This is a genomic window from Blastococcus sp. SYSU DS1024 (genome assembly GCF_054050795.1).
The window spans coordinates 46,140-65,105 of sequence record NZ_JBJHAA010000010.1; the positions used below are offsets into that span (position 1 = coordinate 46,140).

18 protein-coding genes and 1 pseudogene are annotated in these 18,966 nt (G+C 75.2%); 12 read left to right on the plus strand and 7 right to left on the minus strand.

The window, feature by feature from the left end; translation table 11 throughout:
• The first annotated feature begins 1 nt into the window (after position 1).
• The 6 genes from folD (at position 2) to ACI79S_RS11160 (ending at position 6,790) form a co-directional block, all read left to right on the plus strand.
• Positions 2-862 (plus strand): bifunctional methylenetetrahydrofolate dehydrogenase/methenyltetrahydrofolate cyclohydrolase FolD, encoded by an 861-nt coding sequence (gene folD / locus ACI79S_RS11135; protein ID WP_456593494.1) that lies wholly within the window; start codon positions 2-4, stop codon positions 860-862.
• Positions 862-2,682: an aminodeoxychorismate synthase component I gene (pabB, locus tag ACI79S_RS11140; protein ID WP_456593495.1), complete on the plus strand. Its 1,821-nt coding sequence runs from the start codon at positions 862-864 to the stop codon at positions 2,680-2,682. The genes folD and pabB overlap by 1 nt, the downstream gene beginning before the upstream one ends.
• The gene (locus ACI79S_RS11145; protein ID WP_456593496.1) at positions 2,679-3,308 is read left to right on the plus strand and encodes a cyclodeaminase/cyclohydrolase family protein; all 630 of its coding nucleotides are present in this window, start codon (positions 2,679-2,681) and stop codon (positions 3,306-3,308) included. The genes pabB and ACI79S_RS11145 overlap by 4 nt, the downstream gene beginning before the upstream one ends.
• Positions 3,309-3,399: 91 nt before the next feature.
• Positions 3,400-4,356 carry a dihydropteroate synthase gene (gene folP / locus ACI79S_RS11150; RefSeq protein ID WP_456593497.1) on the plus strand — a complete coding sequence of 319 codons (957 nt, stop codon included), beginning with the start codon at positions 3,400-3,402 and terminating at the stop codon, positions 4,354-4,356.
• A complete protein-coding gene (locus ACI79S_RS11155; RefSeq protein ID WP_456593498.1) occupies positions 4,353-5,852 on the plus strand; it encodes an aldehyde dehydrogenase family protein in 1,500 nt (499 codons plus the stop codon). Before folP ends, ACI79S_RS11155 begins: the two co-directional genes overlap by 4 nt.
• 80 nt (positions 5,853-5,932) lie before the next feature.
• On the plus strand, positions 5,933-6,790 hold the full coding sequence (locus ACI79S_RS11160; protein ID WP_456593499.1) for an alpha/beta fold hydrolase: 858 nt from the start codon (positions 5,933-5,935) through the stop codon (positions 6,788-6,790).
• 21 nt (positions 6,791-6,811) lie between these two features.
• On the opposite strand, the gene ACI79S_RS11165 is transcribed toward ACI79S_RS11160, so the two are convergent.
• Complete coding sequence (locus ACI79S_RS11165; RefSeq protein ID WP_456593500.1) at positions 6,812-7,408, minus strand: 5-formyltetrahydrofolate cyclo-ligase; 597 nt, start codon at positions 7,406-7,408, stop codon at positions 6,812-6,814.
• Between the two features lie 26 nt (positions 7,409-7,434).
• Entirely contained in the window at positions 7,435-8,178 is a 744-nt protein-coding gene (locus ACI79S_RS11170; protein WP_456593501.1) for an IclR family transcriptional regulator, read from the minus strand.
• Positions 8,179-8,301: 123 nt separating this feature from the next.
• On the opposite strand from ACI79S_RS11170, the pseudogene ACI79S_RS11175 reads away from it, so the two are divergent.
• Positions 8,302-9,234: pseudogene (locus ACI79S_RS11175) on the plus strand (PDR/VanB family oxidoreductase); the annotation flags it as partial.
• Positions 9,235-9,274: 40 nt separating this feature from the next.
• Entirely contained in the window at positions 9,275-10,501 is a 1,227-nt protein-coding gene (locus tag ACI79S_RS11180) for a cytochrome P450 (RefSeq protein WP_456593502.1), read from the plus strand.
• A 150-nt stretch (positions 10,502-10,651) separates the two neighbouring features.
• Here the strand turns inward: ACI79S_RS11180 and pcaC are convergent, their stop codons facing one another.
• The 5 genes from pcaC to pcaH are packed head-to-tail and all read right to left on the minus strand — an operon-like array spanning position 10,652 to position 14,594.
• Complete coding sequence (gene pcaC / locus ACI79S_RS11185) at positions 10,652-11,053, minus strand: 4-carboxymuconolactone decarboxylase (RefSeq protein WP_456593503.1); 402 nt, start codon at positions 11,051-11,053, stop codon at positions 10,652-10,654.
• Positions 11,050-11,832 carry a 3-oxoadipate enol-lactonase gene (gene pcaD / locus ACI79S_RS11190; RefSeq protein WP_456593504.1) on the minus strand — a complete coding sequence of 261 codons (783 nt, stop codon included), beginning with the start codon at positions 11,830-11,832 and terminating at the stop codon, positions 11,050-11,052. The genes pcaC and pcaD overlap by 4 nt, the downstream gene beginning before the upstream one ends.
• Entirely contained in the window at positions 11,829-13,151 is a 1,323-nt protein-coding gene (gene pcaB / locus ACI79S_RS11195) for a 3-carboxy-cis,cis-muconate cycloisomerase (protein ID WP_456593505.1), read from the minus strand. The genes pcaD and pcaB overlap by 4 nt, the downstream gene beginning before the upstream one ends.
• Positions 13,152-13,188: 37 nt before the next feature.
• The gene (gene pcaG / locus ACI79S_RS11200) at positions 13,189-13,851 is read right to left on the minus strand and encodes a protocatechuate 3,4-dioxygenase subunit alpha (protein WP_456593506.1); all 663 of its coding nucleotides are present in this window, start codon (positions 13,849-13,851) and stop codon (positions 13,189-13,191) included.
• Positions 13,848-14,594 (minus strand): protocatechuate 3,4-dioxygenase subunit beta, encoded by a 747-nt coding sequence (gene pcaH, locus ACI79S_RS11205; RefSeq protein WP_456593507.1) that lies wholly within the window; start codon positions 14,592-14,594, stop codon positions 13,848-13,850. The genes pcaG and pcaH overlap by 4 nt, the downstream gene beginning before the upstream one ends.
• Positions 14,595-14,662: 68 nt before the next feature.
• Here pcaH and ACI79S_RS11210 point away from each other — a divergent pair, with 68 nt between their 5' ends.
• The 4 genes from ACI79S_RS11210 (at position 14,663) to ACI79S_RS11225 (ending at position 18,853) form a co-directional block, all read left to right on the plus strand.
• Positions 14,663-15,439 carry an IclR family transcriptional regulator gene (locus ACI79S_RS11210; protein WP_456593508.1) on the plus strand — a complete coding sequence of 259 codons (777 nt, stop codon included), beginning with the start codon at positions 14,663-14,665 and terminating at the stop codon, positions 15,437-15,439.
• Positions 15,440-15,554: 115 nt separating this feature from the next.
• A complete protein-coding gene (locus tag ACI79S_RS11215; protein WP_456593509.1) occupies positions 15,555-17,558 on the plus strand; it encodes a PIG-L family deacetylase in 2,004 nt (667 codons plus the stop codon).
• Positions 17,447-18,559: a 4-hydroxybenzoate 3-monooxygenase gene (locus tag ACI79S_RS11220; protein ID WP_456593584.1), complete on the plus strand. Its 1,113-nt coding sequence runs from the start codon at positions 17,447-17,449 to the stop codon at positions 18,557-18,559. The genes ACI79S_RS11215 and ACI79S_RS11220 overlap by 112 nt, the downstream gene beginning before the upstream one ends.
• Positions 18,560-18,610: 51 nt before the next feature.
• Entirely contained in the window at positions 18,611-18,853 is a 243-nt protein-coding gene (locus tag ACI79S_RS11225; RefSeq protein WP_456593510.1) for a hypothetical protein, read from the plus strand.
• Positions 18,854-18,966 lie beyond the last annotated feature (113 nt).

An 18,966-nucleotide genomic window follows, 5' to 3' on the forward strand; every position in this document is an offset into this window, starting at 1 on the left:
GATGACCGCACGGCTGATCGACGGCAAGGCTGTGGCGCGCCGGGTGCGCGAGGACGTCGCCCGAGGGGTGGCGGAGCTCGTCGCCGGGGGTGGCGTCGCGCCGGGACTGGCGACGGTGCTGATCGGCGAGGACCCCGCGTCGGAGGTCTACGTCCGGAACAAGCGCCGGCTGTCGGTCGAGACCGGCATGCGGGACCTGCACCGCCACCTGCCCGGGGACGTCGACCAGGCGGCGGCGGCCGCGCTCGTCGACGAACTGGCCGCCGACCCGGCGGTCTCCGGGATCCTGCTGCAGCTCCCGACGCCCGGGCACCTCGACTCCGAGGCGCTGATCGCCCGGATCCCGGCCGAGAAGGACGTCGACGGCCTGACCACCCTCAACGCCGGCCTGCTCGCGCAGGGCCGGCCCGGGCTCCGGCCGTGCACGCCGGCCGGCGTCATGACGCTGCTGGACGAGTACGACGTCCCCCTCGCGGGCGCGGAGGCGGTCGTGGTCGGCCGGTCGGTGCTCGTCGGCAAGCCGATGGCCCAGCTCCTGCTGGCACGGAACGCGACGGTGACCGTCTGCCACTCGCGCACGCGCGACCTCGCCGAGGTGTGCCGGCGCGCCGACGTGCTGGTGGTCGCGGCCGGGATCCCCGGCCTGGTGGGTGGCGACGCCGTCAAGCCCGGCGCGACCGTCATCGACGTCGGCATCCACCGCGGCGAGGACGGGCTCCGCGGCGACGTCGAGTTCGACGCGGTCGCCGAGGTGGCGGGCGCGATCACGCCGGTACCGGGCGGGGTCGGCCCGATGACGATCGCGATGCTCCTGGCCAACACCCTCACCGCCGCTCGCGTGCAGCAGGGCATCGGTGGCTGATGGGCGCCCAGCCGTGGGCCCGGTTCGACGACCTCGCCGCGGGTGAGGCGCTGCTCTGCCCGCCGCCGTCCCGGATCCTGACCGCGGTGCGGCCGGCCGAGGTCGCCGGCGTCCTGCAGCAGGTCCACGACGCCACCGAGGCCGGCAGCTGGGCGTTCGGGTACCTGGCCTACGAGGCAGCCGCCGGCCTGGACCCGCAGCTGCCGGGCGGCCCCTCGCCACCCGGCGAGCCCCCGCTCGTCTGGTTCGGGCTCTGCGACGAGCCGACCCGGGCGGAGCCCCTCGAACCGCCCGCCGACGCCGCGCCGCCGACGTCGCCGTGGCGTCCGGACTGGACCGACGGCGAGCACGCCCGGGCGGTCGCGACCGTCCGCGAGCACATCGCCGCCGGCGAGACCTACCAGTGCAACCTGACCGACCGGCTGCGCTCCACCGTCGCCGGTGACCCGGCGGATCTCTACGCCCGCCTCGCGCTCGCCCAGCGCGGTGCGTACAACGCCTACCTCGACCTGGGCCGGCACGTCGTCGTCAGCGCCAGCCCCGAGCTCTTCTTCGAGTGGGCGGCGGACGTCGTCCGGACGCGGCCGATGAAGGGCACCGCCCCGCGCGGCCGCACGACCGCCGAGGACCGCGAGCAGCGTCGCCTCCTGCGGTCCAGCAGCAAGGAGCAGGCCGAGAACCTCATGATCGTCGACCTGCTCCGCAACGACCTGGGCCGGGTGGCCGAGGTCGGCAGCGTGGTGGTCGACGAGCTCTTCTCCCTCGAGCGGTACCCGACCGTCTGGCAGATGACCTCCGAGGTCAGCGCGCGGGTCCCGGCCGGGACCGGACTCGTCGACCTGTTCCGCGCGCTGTTCCCCTGCGGCTCGGTCACCGGCGCGCCCAAACGCCGCACGATGGAGCTGATCGAGGAGCTGGAACCCACGCCGCGCGGGGTCTACTGCGGCGCCGTCGGCCTGGTCGCTCCCCCGTCCGCCCCGTTCCGGGCCCGGTTCAACGTCGCCATCCGGACCGTCGTCGTCGACCGCGGCACCGGCGAGGCCGTGTACGGCGTGGGCGGCGGCATCACCTGGGGCTCGGAGGCGGCCCAGGAGCGCCGCGAGGTGCACGCCAAGGCGGCCGTCCTGGCCCACGACGTGACCGAGCACCGGCTCCTGGAGACGCTGGCGTACGTACCGGGTGAGGGGCTGCGCAACGTCGCCCGGCACCTGGCCCGGATGGCCGACTCGGCCGACTGGACCGGTTTCAGCTTCGATCGGGCGGCGGTCCTGGAGGCGGTGACCGCAGCGGTCGCCGATCGCACCGACGCGGCGCGGATACGGATCCTGGGGTCCCGGGACGGGCGCGTCGAGGTCGAGGCGGGGGCCATGCCGCCCGCTGCGACCGGGCCGGTGCGCCTGGCCCTGGACGACGACCCCGTGGACGCGACGAGCCCGTGGCTCCAGCACAAGACCACCCGGCGCGACGTCTACCTGACGCGGGCCCTCCGGCACCCGGAGGCCGACGACGTCGTCCTGGTCAACGAGCGGGGCGAGCTGACCGAGACCACGACGGCCACCCTGGCCCTGCGCATCGGGGGCCGGTGGTGGACCCCACCCACCACCTCGGGCTGCCTGCCGGGGGTCGAGCGCGCCCGGCTGCTGGAGCTGGGCGCCCTGCAGGAGCGCGTGCTCACCGTGGCCGACCTGCAGGACGCCGAGGAGATGGCGGTGCTCAGCTCGCTGCGGGGCTGGCGGGAGGCACGGCTGCTCGCCGCCGGGCGGCCCGCGGAGGACCGGCTGGAGCTCGCCGTGCGGCACGCCCCAGGGAGCGACTCGTGAACGGGCACGACGAGCTGGACGGGCAGTCGCTCGGCGACTTCCTGGGCCAGCTGGCCGCCCGGATGGCCGCTCCCGGAGCAGGCGCCACGGCCGCCGTCGAGGCCGCCCTGTCGGCCTCCCTCGTCGCGATGGTCGGACGGTTCACCACCGACGAGGAGCACGCGGACCTCGTGCGCGAGATCGTGGCGGCGGCCGACGAGCAGCGCGATGCGTGTCTCGCCGCTGCCGCCGACGACGAGGCCGCGTTCTCGGCCGTCGCCGAGGCGCTGAAGATGCCGCGCGACAGCGAGGAGGAGCAGGCGGCCCGACGGCGACGGCTCTCCCGGGCGCAGCTGGACGCGACCCGGCCTCCGCTGGCGGTGCTCGGGTCCGCCGCCGAACTGGTCCGGCTGGCCGGACGGCTGCTGCCGATCGCCAACCGCAACCTCATCAGCGACGTCGCCGCAGCCACCGCCGCCGCCCGCGCCGCCGCCGCCACAGCTCGCCTCGCCGTCGAGGCGAACCTCGCCGGGATCGAGGACGACGGAGCCCGGGCCCGCTTGGTCTCGGCCGTCGCCGTCGTGGACGACCTGTCGCGCCGGGCGGACGAGGTCGAGGCCGAGGTGCGGAAGATGATGCACCGGTGACCAGGGCCCCGGTCCGCCGCCGGGCCCTCGACCCCGGCGGCGTCGCGGCCGCCGGCGGAGCCGGTGCGCCGCTGCGGGCGGAGCACCTGCCGTGATCGCCCGACCCGGCCGCTGCGTCGTCATGGGGATCCTCAACGTCACGCCGGACTCCTTCTCCGACGGCGGCCGGCACGACGCCGTCGACGCCGCGGTCGCGCACGGGCTGCGCATGGCGGCCGCCGGTGCGGACTACGTCGACGTCGGTGGTGAGTCGACGCGGCCCGGCGCCGGCCGCGTGAGCCCCGAGGAGGAGTGCCGCCGCGTCCTGCCCGTCGTGGCCGGGCTGGCCCGGCTCGGGATACCGGTGAGCATCGACACGACCCGGGCCGCCGTGGCCACCGCTGCCCTCGCGGCGGGCGCGGTGCTGGTGAACGACGTCAGCGGCGGGCTGGCCGACCCCGGCATGGCCCCCGCCGTCGCCGACGCCGGGGTTCCGTGGGTGCTCATGCACCGGCGGGGCGAGAGCCGCGACATGTACGCCCGCGCGGTGTACGACGACGTGGTCGCGGAGGTGCGGCAGGAGCTGTGCCGGCGGGTCGACGCCGCGCTGGTGGCCGGCGTGGCGGCGGAGAAGATCGTGGTCGATCCCGGGCTGGGCTTCGCGAAGCACCCGGAGCACGACATGGCCCTGCTGGCCGGGCTGGACCGCATCGTCGAGCTCGGCTTCCCGGTCCTGGTCGGCGCCTCCCGCAAGCGCTTCCTCGGCGCGGTGCTGGCGCGGCCGGACGGGCGGCCCCGGCCGCCCGCCGAGCGCGACGGCGCCACCCTGGCCACGTCCGTGCTCGCCGCACGGGCGGGCGCCTGGGGCGTGCGCGTGCACGACGTGGCCGGCAGCGTCGACGCGGTGCGGATCGTGGCCGCCCTCGACGGCGGCGCACCAGGGCCTGCCCGGCCCGGTGCGGGGGTGCGTGACCTGCACGCGCCACGAGACTTCGGCGCGCACGGCGCCGACGGGGATGCCCTCGCATCCCGACCCGACGGACACACAGAGAGGTGGGGATCCGCATGACGAGCACGCTGGACACCACGGCACCCGTGACGACAGGGCTCTACATCGGGGGCGAGGTGCGCTCCACGGACGACGTACTCGAGGTGGTCGACCCGGCGCGACCGGGTGTCGTGGTCGGCCACGCCGCGGCCGCGACGACGGATGACGTGAGGGACGCCGTCGCGGCGGCGAAGGCGGCCTACCCGGCCTGGTCGGCCCTGTCCGCCACGGAGCGCGCGCAGCAGATGGCCGCCGCGATCGAGGGGCTGGCCGACGAGCGCGACGAGGACGCCCGGGTGCTCTCGCTGGAGAACGGCAAGATCGTCCACGAGGCCTGGGTGGACGCGCTGGTCTTCGAGATCCGGTGGCAGCTCGCCCTCTCCCTCGCCGAGGAGGTGGACGCCACGAAGGTGCTGCCGCCCGCTCCCGGCATCCCGGTCGAGACGACCGTCGCCTACCAGCCCCTCGGCGTCGTGACGGTCATCGTGCCGTTCAACTGGCCGATCGCGATCCTCGGCGCGGCGCTCCCGCACGCGCTGCTGGCCGGCAACACCGCGATCGTCAAGCCACCGCCCTCCACGCCGCTGGCGACCACGCGCCTGGTGCAGCGCGTGGCCGAGAAGCTGCCCCCGGGCGTGCTCAACGTCGTGACCGGCCGGGACAGCGAGATGGCCGGCCTGATCGACAACCCCGACGTCGCGAAGGTCTGCTTCACCGGCAGCGTCAACGGCGGCAAGAAGATGATGGAGATGGCCTCCCGGAGCCTCACCCGGGTGACCCTGGAGCTCGGCGGCAACGACGCGGCGATCATCCGGGAGGACGCCGTCCTCGACGACGCGCACCTCGACCGCCTGTTCGCGGGGATCTTCGACACCACCGGCCAGATCTGCATGGCGGCCAAGCGGCTGTACGTGCACCGGTCCCGCGTGGACGACGTCGTGGCCGGGCTCTCCGCACGGCTGGAGCAGGTCGTCCTGGGGCACGGGCTGGCCGAGGGCACCACCATGGGCCCGCTGCACCAGGCGGCCCAGAAGGCGTTCGTCGCGGAGATCATCGAGGAGGCGAAGGACGCCGGGGCGACGGTGCTGGAGTTCGGCGAGCTGCCCGGCGGGGAGCTCGCCGACGGCAACTTCCTCCGGCCGGCCATCGTCGTCGACCCCGACCCGTCGCTGCGGGTGGTCACCCAGGAGCAGTTCGGCCCGGTGATCCCGGTGCTGCCCTACGACGACGACGCCGAGGCGGTGCAGCAGGCGAACGACACGTGGGGCGGCCTGTGCGGCTCCGTCTGGACCGCGGACGACGGCGCCGCCACGCGGCTGGGTGCCCAGCTGGCATGCGGCTACGTCTGGGTCAACGACCACGGCGCCACGCGGCTGGACCTGCGTGCCCCGTTCGGCGGCATGAAGCAGTCGGGCATGGGTCGCGAGCAGGGCATCGAGGGCGTCCGCGCCTTCCAGGACACCCGCTCGATCGCGCACCTCGCGGACGAGACCCAGCAGGCCGACGCCTCGGCCTGAGCCACGCCGTCAGGGCCGGCGGGGTGCTCCCCCGCCGGCCCTGACGGTGCCCGACCCGTCCGCATCGAGAGGTTCACGCCATGCCGCACAGCTCATCCGTCGACGGCTTCTCGCTCGCCTACGACCGCAGCGGCGACGGGCCGCCCGTGGTGCTCCTGCACGGCTGGCCCGGCGGCCGCTCCGACTACCGCCTGGTCGCCCCGCTGCTGGCCGACGTCGCCGACGTCGTCGTCCCGGACCTGCGCGGCTTCGGCGAGTCCGACAAGCACCTCGTGGACCCCGACGAGGCCTACACGGGCGCCGCCCAGGCCCGGAGCGTCATGGCGCTGCTCGACGAGCTGGACCTCGGACCGGTCGTCCTGGCCGGTTACGACATCGGCAGCCGGATCGCCCAGGTCGTCGCCGCCCGGTCCCCCGACCGCGTGCGGGCGCTGGTGCTCACCCCGCCCCTGCCCGGCGCGGGGCAGCGCCTGCTGGACCCGGACGTCCACCGCGAGTTCTGGTACCAGCACTTCCACCGCCTCGACCTGGCCCCGCGGCTGCTCGACGGCGACCGGGACGCGGTCCGCAGCTACCTCGAGCACTTCTGGACGCACTGGTCGGGCCCCTCGTTCACCCCGACCGCCGACGACCTCGACCGGCTCGCGGACAGCTACGGCCGGCCCGGGGCGTTCACCGCCTCGCTCGGCTTCTACCGGCAGGGCCCGGGCATCCTGGCCCGCGGGCTGGCCGAGCAGGTCCCGGCAGCCGAGGACCGTCTCGCGGTCCCCACCCACGTCCTGTGGCCGGCGCACGATCCGCTGTTCCCGGCCGACTGGGCGGACCGCCTCGACGAGTTCTTCGCCGAGGTGACGGTGACGCCGCTGCCGGACTCCGGGCACTTCGTGCCGCTGGAGGCGCCCGCGGCGTTCGCCTCGGCCGTCCGCGGCGCTCTCTGAGCCTGAGGGGGGGGGATCCGCTCAGCGGTCGTCCGGAGCGAGCGCCGTCCAGCCCGCGGAGGGCGTCACCACCGCGCGCACCGGCCGGTCGTGGAGCTCGTGCGGGAGCTCGTCGACCCGTTCGTCGTCGAACACCACCGTGACCAGGACGGCGTCGGGGCGCACGTGCACCAGCGCGCGGTCGTAGTAACCACCGCCGCGGCCCAGCCGGATCCCCCGGCGGTCCACCGCGAGCGCCGGCACGACGACCGCGTCCACGGCCGCGATCGCGGTGGCCCCGAGCCGTGGGCCCACCGGGTGGTGCAGGCCGAACCGGCCACGCTCCAGCTCGCCGGTGTACTCCCCCCAGTCCAGCGTCCGCCCCTCGGGCGGGACGACGGGCAGCAGGACCCGGGCCCCCAGCTGGGTGTAGGCCTCCGGCAACCGGCCGGCCCCCGGTTCGGACGGGTCGGGGACGAACGCGGCGAGCGTGCCGACGCCTCGGAGTCCCTGCAGCAAGGCCGCCGCGACCGCGTCGGCGGCCGCGGCGCGCTCCGCCATCGGCCGTGCCCGACGGCGCGCGAGGAGCCCTTCGCGCAGTTCGTCCTTCGCGACGACCGGGTCAACGGGATGGGTCACCCCGGCAGCGTAAGGAGGGACGCCGTTCAGCGCAGCGATCGACCGATGCCGCGAGCCGCGGCCAGCAGGGCAGGCACCGCCGACACGGCTCGGGCGTCGTTCGGGACGATCACCGACAGGGCGGCGACGACCTCGCCCAGCCGGTTCCGGACCGGGACGGCGATACCCGTCGCGTCGGGGTGAACGTGGCCGGCCAGCAGGGCGTACCCCTGCCGGCGCACCCGTGCCAGCGCTGCCCGGAGCCGGTCCGGATCGGTGATCGTCTCCGGGGACCAGCCCTCCAGCGGGCGGGCGAGGACCCGTTCCTGCAGCTCGGGGGGTCCGTAGGCCATGAGGACGACCCCGGACGAGGAGATGTGCAGCGGGAGCCGGCCGGCGATGCGCGAGTAGTTGATGACGGCGTCCCGGGCCGAGAGGCGTTCGAGGAAGACGACCTCGTCGCCGTCGAGGACCGCGAGCTGGGCGTGGTGACCCACCACCGCGTGCAGGTCCTCGAGGTACGGCATGGCGGCATCGCGCAGGGATCGGGTGGGCGCGGCGCGCGAGGCCAGCTCCCACATCCGGAACCCCACGCGCACCTCGCGGTCGGGGCCCCGGCTCAGCAGCCCGTGGTCGACGAGCTGGCCGATGATGCGCGAGGCCGTGGCCAGGTGCAGACCGGCCCGCCGTGCGACCTCGGAGACGGTGAGCTCCGGCTCCTCCGGGGTGAACGACTCCAGGATGCGGACGGCCCGCGCCAGCGAGGACTCTCCCGTCGCGACGCGTGGCACCTCCCCAGCATCGCACTCGCTCCCATCCATTGAAAGAGTGTTTCCCAGGTCACATGCCCGCGGGTCACCGTTGTCCCCATGACCGCCATCTCCCCCGCCCCCGCTCCCGTGGGCACCGACGTCGCCGTGCTCCGCGTGACGTCGAAGGACGTGCAGGCCGACGGTGTGCTCACGCTCGAGCTGGCCGCACCGTCCGGCGGGCGGCTGAGGGACTGGACCCCCGGGTCGCACATCGATCTCGTGCTGCCGAACGGCATGACCCGGCAGTACTCGCTGTGCGGGGACCGCTGGGATCCCTTCACCTACCGGGTCGGCGTGCTGCTGGAGCCGGCCGGCCGCGGTGGGTCCAGCTACGTCCACGACCACCTGCAGGTCGGCGACCTGGTCGGCGTGGGCGGCCCGCGCAACAACTTCCCGCTCGTGCCCTCCGAGCGGTACCTCTTCGTCGCGGGGGGCATCGGCATCACCCCGATCCTGCCGATGATCGCCCAGGCCGAGATGCTCGGCGCCGACTGGCGGCTCCTCTACGGCGGGCGCCGCCGCGGTTCGATGGCCTTCCTCGGCGAGCTCGAGCAGCACGGCGACCGCGTGCTCGTCCGGCCCGAGGACGAGCACGGGCTCCTGGACCTCGCCGGCTTCCTCGGTGAGCCGAGGGACGGCGTCCGGATCTACGCCTGCGGCCCGGGCCCCCTGCTGGCCGCCATGGAGCGGACCTGCGCCGGCTGGCCGCCGCACACCCTGCGCACGGAGCGGTTCGTCGCCGAGGAGGGCGGGACGCCCGCCCGCACGGCGCCGTTCCAGGTCGAGCTGGCGCGCTCCGGGACGACGGTGACGGTGACCCCGGACAAGACCGTGCTGGAAGCGCTCAACGAGGTCGGCGTCGAGGTGCTGTCCTCCTGCCGCCGCGGTGTGTGCGGCACCTGCGAGACCACCGTGCTGGCGGGGCGCCCGGACCACCGCGACGCCCTGCTCGACGACGACGAGCGCGACGCGGACGACTGCATGTACGTCTGCGTCTCGCGGTCCCGGGACGAGCGCCTCGTCCTCGACCTCTGAGCCCACCACCGCTGACCGCACCGGCATCCCGGAGGATCCCGTGACCACCACCGCCCGGCCCACCAGCACCCGGCCCACCACCGCGGCCCCGACCAGCGACGTCGACCCGTTCAGCCACGAGGTGCTCGAGGACCCGCTCCCCATGCACGCCGCGCTACGCGAGGCGGGACCGGTCGTCCACCTGACCCGCTACGACGTGCACGCCTTCGCCCGCTACGACGAGGTCTACGCGGCTCTGGTCGACTGGCAGGGGTTCCAGTCGGCCGCCGGGGTGGGCCTGTCGAACTTCCGCTACGAGAAGCCGTGGCGGCCGCCGAGCCTGCTCCTCGAGGCCGATCCGCCGCGGCACGACGCCCCGCGCCGCGTGCTGCAGAAGGTGCTCGGCCCCCGGGCCCTGCGGCGCCTGCGGGACGGGTGGGCGGCCGACGCCGACGCCCTCGTGGACGAGGTGCTGGCCCGCGGCACCACCTTCGACGCCGTCCAGGCGCTCGCCGCCACCTTCCCGCTGCGGGTCTTCCCCGATGCCGTCGGCATCCCCCAGCCGGGGCGGGAGAACCTGCTCCCCTACGGCGACCACGCCTTCAACGCGTTCGGGCCCGACAACGACCTGGTCGCCAAGGGGGCGCCGCGGGTCGCGGAGCTCGCGGCCTGGGTGAACGCGCAGTGCCAGCGGGACGTGCTGGCCCCCACCGGGTTCGGTGCGGACATCTGGGCGGCGTCCGACCGCGGCGACATCACGCCGGAGCAGGCTCCGCTCGTCGTCCGGTCACTGCTGACGGCCGGGGTGGACACGACGGTGCACGGGATCTCCGCCGTGCTCTACGCCTTCGCCACCAACCCCGACCAGTGGCAGCGCCTGCGGCAGGACCCGTCGCTCGCCCGGGTCGCGTTCGACGAAGCGGTGCGCTGGGAGTCGCCGGTGCAGACCTTCTTCCGCACGGCGACCACCGACATCCGCGTGGGCGACGTGGTCATCCCCGAGGGCCACAAGGTCCTGATGTTCCTGGCCGCGGCCAACCGCGACCCGCGCCGCTGGGCGGACCCGGACGCCTTCGACCTCTCGCGCGACCCGTCGGGGCACGTCGGGTTCGGCATGGGCATCCACCAGTGCGTGGGCCAGCACGTCGCCCGCCTGGAGGCCGAGAGCCTGGTCGCCGCGCTGGCGCGCCGGGTGCGCACGCTGGAGCTGGACGGGCCGACGGTCCGGCACCACAACAACACGCTGCGGGCCTGGGAGAGCATCCCGGTGCGGGTCACGCTCGACTGACCGCGGGCCCCGCTCGGCACGGTTCCACCGGGGCCGGTGGACCGGTCCGCCGGCGCGACCGGCGACCACCGGTGGCGCCACGCCGGACAGGCCACGGCGCAGAGCCCGTCCGGCGGCCGATCGTGCACGGCCACCGCCCCGGTCGCGGGATCAGGCCGACGTGCCGCGCAGCTCCTCGAGGATCGGCGCGGCCACCTTGAAGGCGTGGTTGGCGGCCGGGACGCCCGCGTAGATCGCGGCGTGCTGGATGACCTCGGCGATCTCGTCGTCGGAGAGACCGTTGTTCTTGGCCGCCCGGACGTGCAGGGCGAACTCGTCCCAGTGCCGGAGCGCGATCGTGATCGACAGCGTCATCAGGCTGCGGTCGCGGCGGGCCAGCCCCGGGCGCTGCCAGAGGTCGCCCCACGCGGTCCGGGTGATGAAGTCCTGGAACGCGGCGGTGAACGGCGTCGTGCTCGCGACCGCGCGGTCGACCCACGCGTCCCCGAGCACCTCGCGCCGGGTCCGCATGCCCGCCTCGCGCCGGGCGTCGTCGGTGTTCGGCTCGCTCATCGCGCACTCCCGGCGGCGTCGAAGTGGGCGAGCAGCGCAGCGGTGACCTCCGACGGCTGCTCGATGTTCGCCAGGTGCGCGCCGGGGCTCACGGTGAGCACCCGGGCCCCCGGGATGGCGTCGGCGATCGCCTGCTGGTGCTCCGGGGGCGTGGCCGGGTCCTCCGCGCCCGAGATCACCAGCGTCGGCGCGGTGATGGCCGGCAGGTCGGCGCGCAGGTCCATGTCGGCGATCGCCTCGCAGCAGCCGGCATACCCCTCGCCGTCGGTGCCCGCGACCATCTCGCGGAGGCGGGCGACGACGTCCGGGTGCTCCGCGGCGTAACCGGCGGTCACCCACCGGCTGACGACGGTGGCCGCGAGCACGCCGGTGCCCTCGGTCCGCGCGGTCGCGGCCCGGTCCACCCAGTTCTGCCGCGGCCCCAGCAGCGCCGCGGTGCACAGCAGCGCCAGCCGGTCCACCCTCCCCGGTTCCCGGGCCGCGAGGCGCATGCCGGTCATCCCGCCCAGCGACAACCCCGCGACGTGCGCCCGTGCGGCGCCGACCTCGTCGAGCAGGGCGACCAGGTCGTCGGTGAGGTCGTCGAGGGAGTACGGCCCCCGAGGTGCCGGGGACTCGCCGTGCCCGCGGGTGTCGTAGGTGACCACCCGGAACCGCTCGGCCAGGGCCGGCACCTGGGCGTCCCACATGGCTCGGGTGGCCCCGAGGGAGTTGGACAGCACGACCACCGGCGCGTCGGCAGGCCCGGCGACGGTGTACGAGACGGCGATGGCGGTCACGGCGTGCCTCCGGTGCGGGCGTGGTGGTCGGCGAGGACGGCGTCGACCTGGGCGCCGGCCTCGCCGACGTCGGGGGCAGTACGCAGGTCGGCGGGGTCGAGATCGGCGCGCTCGGCGAGCAGCTCGGCGAGCGGGCGGCCGGTCGCGCGGGCGGCGCGGGCGGCCTCGGCGACGGCCTCGTGGGCGGCACCCCGGCCCAGCCGGGCCGCGAGCGCGTCGGTCGCCGCCGCGGCGAGCGCCGGCGCGTCCGCCGCCGCCACGGTCGCGGCCATGCGGTCCGGATCGGGCCGCAGCGACTCCAGGCTCTCGGCCAGCCAGGACGCCGCCGAGCCGACCGTGGCCAGCAGGGCCGTGAGCGTCGGCCACTCGCTGTGCCACGCACCAGCGGCCCGCTCGTGCTCCTGCTCCATGGCCGCGAGCAGGGTGGCCACCAGCCCGGGGGCCCGGCGGGCGCACGCACGGGCAGAGATGGCGGCCACCGGGTTGTTCTTGTGCGGCATCGCCGAGGAACCGCCACGGTGCTCGCTCACCTCGGCGACCTCGGCCACCTCCGTCTGGGCGAGCAGCACCAGGTCGAGGGCCACGGACGCCACGACGCCCCCGGCCGAGCCGAGCGCACCGGCCAGGTCCGCGATCGGCAGCCGCATCGTGTGCCACGCGACGGGCGTGGCGGACAGCCCCAGCTCCGCGGCGAGCGCCTCCCGCAGCGCCACCCCCGAGCCGTCCAGGCCGCTCAGCGTGCCCACCGCGCCCCCGTACTGCACCGGCAGGGAGGCATCCACGGCTCGCAACCGGGCGCGGGCGCCGTCGAGCCCGCTGAGCCAGCCGGCCGCCTTGAGCCCGAACGTGGTCGGCAGGGCCTGCTGCATCAGCGTGCGCCCCATGGCCACCTGGTCGCGGTGGCTGCGCGCGAGCCCGGCCGCCGCCTCGGCGGCGACGGCGAGCTCGCGGTCGATCGCGGCGACCGCCCGGCGGGCCAGGAGGACCAGCGCGGTGTCCAGCACGTCCTGGCTGGTGGCACCGAGGTGCACCGCGACCGCGTCCCGCTCCCCCACCGCCGAACGGAGCACGCGCACCAGCGGGGGCACCGGGTTGCCGGCGTCGGCCGCCGAGGTGATCACCGAGGCCAGGTCCAGACCGGCCGGCTCGGCGCAGGCACGGGTCACCGCGTCGGCCGCCGTCGTCGGCACGAGCCCGAGGCGGGCCGCCGCGCGGGCGAGCGCGGCCTCCACGTCGAGGAGCGCGTCGATCCAGGCGGAGTCGGAGACTGCCGCCGCGGCACCTCCACGAGCGAAGGTCCCGTCGAAGAGGCCGGTCACGGATCGTTCCTGCCGGAGCCGCAGGTGGCGCAGCGGCTCATACCGCGAAGAACACCGTCTCGCGCTCACCCTGCAGGTGGATGTCCAGGCGGTAGCCGTCCTCGACGGGTGTGGCCAGCAGCGTGCCCCGCCGGTCCTCGGGCAGCCCCCGCAGCACGACGTCCTCGGCGTTCGCCTCCGCCTCGTCGGCGAAGTAGATCCGGGTGACCACCCGGTCGAGGATCCCGCGGGCGAACACCGAGACGTCGATGTGCGGGGCCTGCAGGCCGCCCTCGCCGTCGGGCACCCGGCCGGGCTTGAGGGTGAAGACGGCGTACTCCCCGGGCGGCTGGACCGTCGCCGATCGCGCGTAGCCCCGGAACCCCGGGTAGGACGACGCGCCTCGCGGGTCCTCCGGCGACGGGAAGCCGCCGTCGGGGTCGGCCTGCCAGGTCTCCACCATCGCGTCGGGGACGGGGTCACCGGCGCCGTCGAAGATCCGGCCGCGGATCCAGAAGCCGCCCTCGGTGCCCTCCTCGGCCGCCCAGACGCCGTCCGGCCAGGTGAGCCCGATGGCGAGGTAGGGCCCGACCGTGGCGCTCGGCGTGGGGCCCAGGCGCAGCGGATCGGTGAGGAAGCCGGAGCCGCGCTGCCCCGACCGGGGCTGGTACGGCTCGCTGACCTCGGGGACGTCCAGCAGGTTCACGATCGGCCCGGTCATGCCACGTCTCCGTCGTCCTCGGTCTCGAACGGGGTCTGCTCGCTGCCGCGGAGCACGATGTCCCACTCGAACGCGAGCGCCCAGTTGTCCTGGGTCCGCTCGAGGGAGTGGCGGCTGATCGCGCGGTGCCGTGCCGCGGCGGGGATCGCGTTGAAGATCGGGTCCTGGCCGAAGAGCGGGTCGTCCGGGAAGTACATCTGCGTCACCAGGCGCTGCGTGAACGCACGCCCGAAGAGGCTGAAGTGGATGTGCGCCGGCCGCCACGCGTTGTGGTGGTTGCCCCACGGGTAGGCGCCGGGCTTGATCGTCATGAACTCGTAGCGGCCCAGGCTGTCGGTGACCACCCGGCCGAGACCGTCGAAGTGCGGGTCGACCGGCGCCGGGAAGGTGTCGACGACGTGCCGGTAGCGGCCTCCGGCGTTCGCCTGCCAGATCTCGACCAGCGCGTCGGGCACCGGGCGGCCGTCGCTGTCCAGCACCCGCCCGTAGACGAGGATCCGCTGCCCGATCGCCTCCCCGCCGTTGCGCAGGGTCAGGTCGGCGTCCGCGGCGGTGACCCGGTCCTCACCCAGCACCGGCCCGGTGATCTCGGTCAGCCGGTGCGGCAGGTCCACCGGCGTGCGCAGCGGCGCGCGGAGCGCCGTGCTGCGGTACTGGGGGAACCCGACGGGCGTCCGCAGGGCGTCGTCCTCGCGGTAGTAGCGCGGCAGGTGGAGCCCGGCGCTCGGTGTGGTCCCGGTCATGCCGGGAAGGTACGGCTCCGCCACTATGCTCACCAAGCCCAGGCTTCCACTGCGCGGGAGGAGCTCGCATGGCCGGCCGCAGCGCCGAACCGGGCCGCTCGGTCACCTCGCGGGCACTGGCCATCCTCGACGCGTTCGACAGCTCGGCGCCGCGGCTGCTGCTGTCGGAGATCGCCGAGCGCTCCGGAACGCCCCTGACCACGGCACACCGGCTCCTGGGTGAGCTCACCGCGTGGGGTGCCCTGCACCGCAGGTCCGACGGCCGCTACGAGATCGGCCGCAAGATCTGGGACCTCGGTCTGCTCGCACCCGTGCAGATGGAGCTGCGTCAGGTCGCCGCGCCGTTGCTGCACGACCTGCACACCACGATCCGCGACACGGTGCACCTCGCCGTCCGGGACGGGCTGCGGGCGCTCTACGTCGAGCGGATCTCCGGTCGGGAGTCCGTGCCGATCGTCAGCCAGGTGGGCAGCCGGCTCCCCCTGCACGCGACCGGGGTCGGCAAGGTCCTGCTGGCGTCGGCACCCCCCGACGTCGTCGAGCAGGCGCTCGGCTCGCTGAGCCGGGAGACCCGGCACACCGTCGTCGACCCCGGCCGGTTGCGGCGCGAGCTCGCCGAGGTCCGCCGCCGCCGCTACGCCCGGACGTCGGAGGAGATGTCCCCCGGCGCCGCATCCCTGGCGGTACCGGTGCAGGTGGACCGCCCCAGCGGGCCGGTCGTCGTGGCCGCCCTGGGCATCGTCGTCCCCCCGCACCGGCGCGACCTCCCCCGCCTCGTGCCCGTTCTCGAGGTGGCGGCGCGGGGCATCGGCCGGGAGCTCGCCCGCACGCGCGAGTTCCGCTGACCCGCGGTGAGCTCCCCGGGCAGCCCGGCGCGCTTCCGTCCGCCGGGCTGCCCGGGGAGGATGCTGCAACCGCCCGGCGAGGTCTCGCCGATCCGGCGAGCGGGAGGAGAGGCCGGTGGACGCCTCCGTCGTGGCCGTCGTCGCCCATCCCGACGACGACCTGCTGTTCCTGAACCCGGACCTCGACGCCGGCATCCACGCCGGGATCCCCACCACCGTGGTCTACGTCAGCGCGGGGGACGCACTGCTCCCCCGCGAGGAGGCGTCGATCCGCGCCCGTGACCGGCGACGCGGCATCCAGGACGCCTACCGGATCTCCGGCGACGTGCGGGACCTCACCCTCCAGGACGAGTGGGAGGGCGAGGTGGTCCGGCTCGGGGGCCACCTGGTGGAGGAGTTCCGGCTCCGCGACCGGCCCGAGGTGCGGGTCACCTTCATGGGGCTGCCCGATGGCCGGCTCTCCCGGCTCCTCTCCGGCGCCACCCTGGAGACCGTTCCGGCTGCCGGTGGGCTCGTCGACCTGGCGCAGCGGTACGACGAGGACGACGCGGTGGCGGTGCTGCGCGGGCTCATGGAGCGCTACCGGCCGACGGTGCTGCACGTGACCGAGCGCTTCGCCGACCACCGGTACGACGCGCCGCAGTCGCACCCGGACCACCGGGCGGCGACCGCCCTCGCCCTCGAGGCCGTGCGCCGCTACCGGGCGGTGCAGGGCACGTGGCTGCCGTACGTGCTCGAGCACCGCGACTACGGCGTCGGCCAGCACCCGGTGAACCTCGACAGCGCGACCCGCCTCCGCAAGCGGGAGCTCTTCGCGACGGCGTACCAGCCGTGGGACCCGGCCGCGGCGGACGTGTTCGGCGCGACCGACCGCTCCTACTACCGGACCTCCCGCGGCACCCGGTGGTCGGCGACCGACGGCGAGGGCGCGGTGCGGCTCTTCGCCGTGCGGGACGGCCGGGTCGCCTGCTGGGTCGGTCCGGGCAGCTGGGCGGGCCCGGTGGACCTCGGCCCCGACGACCTCGGCGCCGGCGTCACCACGGTCGTGGCGGCGACCGGGACCGACGGCAGCACCCACCTCGCGGCCCGCACCGACGACGGTCGGGTGGCGGTGCGCCCCCTGGCCGGCGGCACGTGGACCGACCTGGGCACGCCGAACCCCGGCGACGCCGCCCGGTACGTCGGCAGCCCCGCCCTCGCGCCGAACGCGGACGGCCGGCTGCAGGTCGTCGTCGTCAACGCCGGGGGCGGCCTGTCCACCCGCCGGCAGGAGGCCGACGGGGCCTGGCACCCCTGGGTGGACCTGGGGGGCACCGACCTGCAGGACCCGTGCGACGCGCTGCTGGACGCCACCGGGCGCATCGAGGTCGTCGCTGCCTCGCGGACCGGACTGGTCCTGTGGCGGCAGGCCGTGCCCGGCGGCGGCTTCCTGCGGGGTCCGGTGCCCGGCCTGACCCCCGCCAGCGCCGCCACGTTCGCCGTCAACGCGGACGGGAGACCGGAGGTGCACTACCGCCAGGCGGGCACCGCGGACGTCGCGACCAGCTGGCAGGACCGCGACCTCGCGTGGCGATCGGCCACCGCGATCGGCGGGCACGGCGGCACGGGGCCCACGGCGAACGCCACCGTCGACGGGCGGATCGCCTGCATCGCCCGGAACGCCGGCGGGGGCCTCTCGGTGGCCGAGCAGGTCGCCCCCGACAGCCACTACGGCCCGTGGACCGACCTGGGCGGTTTCGTCACCGATCACCCCACCGCCGCCGTCACACCCGACGGCCGGCTGGTCGTGGCGGTGGTCGACGCGGGCGGCGCGCTCGCGCACCGGATCCGGTCGGCCGACGGGGAGTGGGGGCCCTGGCGGGGGTCGGCGAGATCGTCTGACGGGGTCTTTCCTCCGCTGGACGGAAGGAACCCAGCGACAGCAGCGGCGGCGGACGGGACACTCGCCTCGTGCGCACCCAGGTTGCCATCATCGGTGCCGGCCCGGCCGGCCTGCTCCTCTCCCGGCTGCTCTCCCTGCAGGGCGTCGACTCGGTCGTGCTGGAGAACCGCTCCCGGGAGTACGTGGAGGCCCGCATCCGGGCCGGGATCCTGGAACAGCACACCGTCGACACGCTGACCGACGCCGGGCTGGGCGACCGGCTGCACCGGGAGGGCATGGAGCACCGGGGCATCTACCTCCAGTACCCGGGCACCCGCCACCAGCTGGACTTCGCGGAGCTGTGCGGCCGCACGGTCTGGGTCTACGGGCAGACCGAGGTCACCAAGGACCTCATCGCCGCCCAGCTGGACGGCGGCCCGCCGCTGCTGTTCGACGTCTCCGACGTCGCCCCGGAGGACGTCGACTCCGAGAGCCCGCGGGTCCGGTTCACCGACGCCGACGGGGTGGCCCGGGTGCTCGAGTGCGACGTGATCGCCGGCACCGACGGCTTCCACGGCGTCTCGCGCCCCGTGGTGCAGGCCGCCGCCGGCGGGCGGACGTGGGAACGCACCTACCCCTACGCCTGGCTGGGCATCCTGGCCGACGCGGCGCCGGCCACCGACGAGCTGATCTACGCCTGGCACCCCGAGGGGTTCGCGCTGTACTCGATGCGCTCCCCCTCGGTCTCCCGGCTCTACCTTCAGGTCGACCCCACCGAGAAGATCGAGGACTGGTCCGACGACCGGATCTGGGAGAACCTCGCCCGCCGCTTCGCGTTCGACGGCTGGGAGATCGGCACCGGCCCGGTGACCGAGAAGTCGATCCTGCCGATGCGCTCGTTCGTCAGCGCACCCATGCGCCGCGGCCGGTTGTTCCTGGCCGGCGACGCCGCCCACATCGTCCCGCCGACCGGCGCCAAGGGGCTCAACCTCGCCGTCGCCGACGTGACGCTGCTGGCCCAGGCGCTGGTGCGGCTGCTGACCGAGAAGCAGAGCGACCTGGCCGACACCTACTCCGACCGGGCGCTGGCCCGCGTCTGGCGGTCCACGCACTTCTCCTGGTTCATGACCTCGATGCTGCACACCTCCGGCGACGACTTCGACGCCCACCTGCAGCTCTCCCAGCTGCGGCGCATCTGCTCCTCGGAGGCGGCCGCTCGCGAGCTCGCCGAGAACTACACCGGCCTGCCCGTGGAGTAGCGGGACCGAGGAGGGTGCATCCGCCGGGCGGACGTCGTCCGAATGCGGTGCGTGGAGTCCCCTGCCCCGCAGCAGCAGACGGTATGGCTGGTGCAGCCCCTGGTCGACGCCGGGCTGGACCTCGACGAGATCCAGGTGCTGGTGACGCGCCTGGGCTTCGAGGCCGTCGTCGGGACCGGGCGGGCCGCCGCCACCGACTTCCTGGATGTCGTCGGCGACCGCCCCCGCGGCGTCCGGGCCGCCTGGGTCGAGGTCCTCGAACGGATGACCAGCCCGCCGCTGCCCGGCTGCTGAGCAGCTGCCCCGGCGGTCACCGGGCCGGCGAGGCGGGCAGGCAGTGTGACCCCCGGCACACCCGGTGCAACACGTGTGGTTAGTGTCCCAGGTGCTGTGGCCCAGCTCACCCC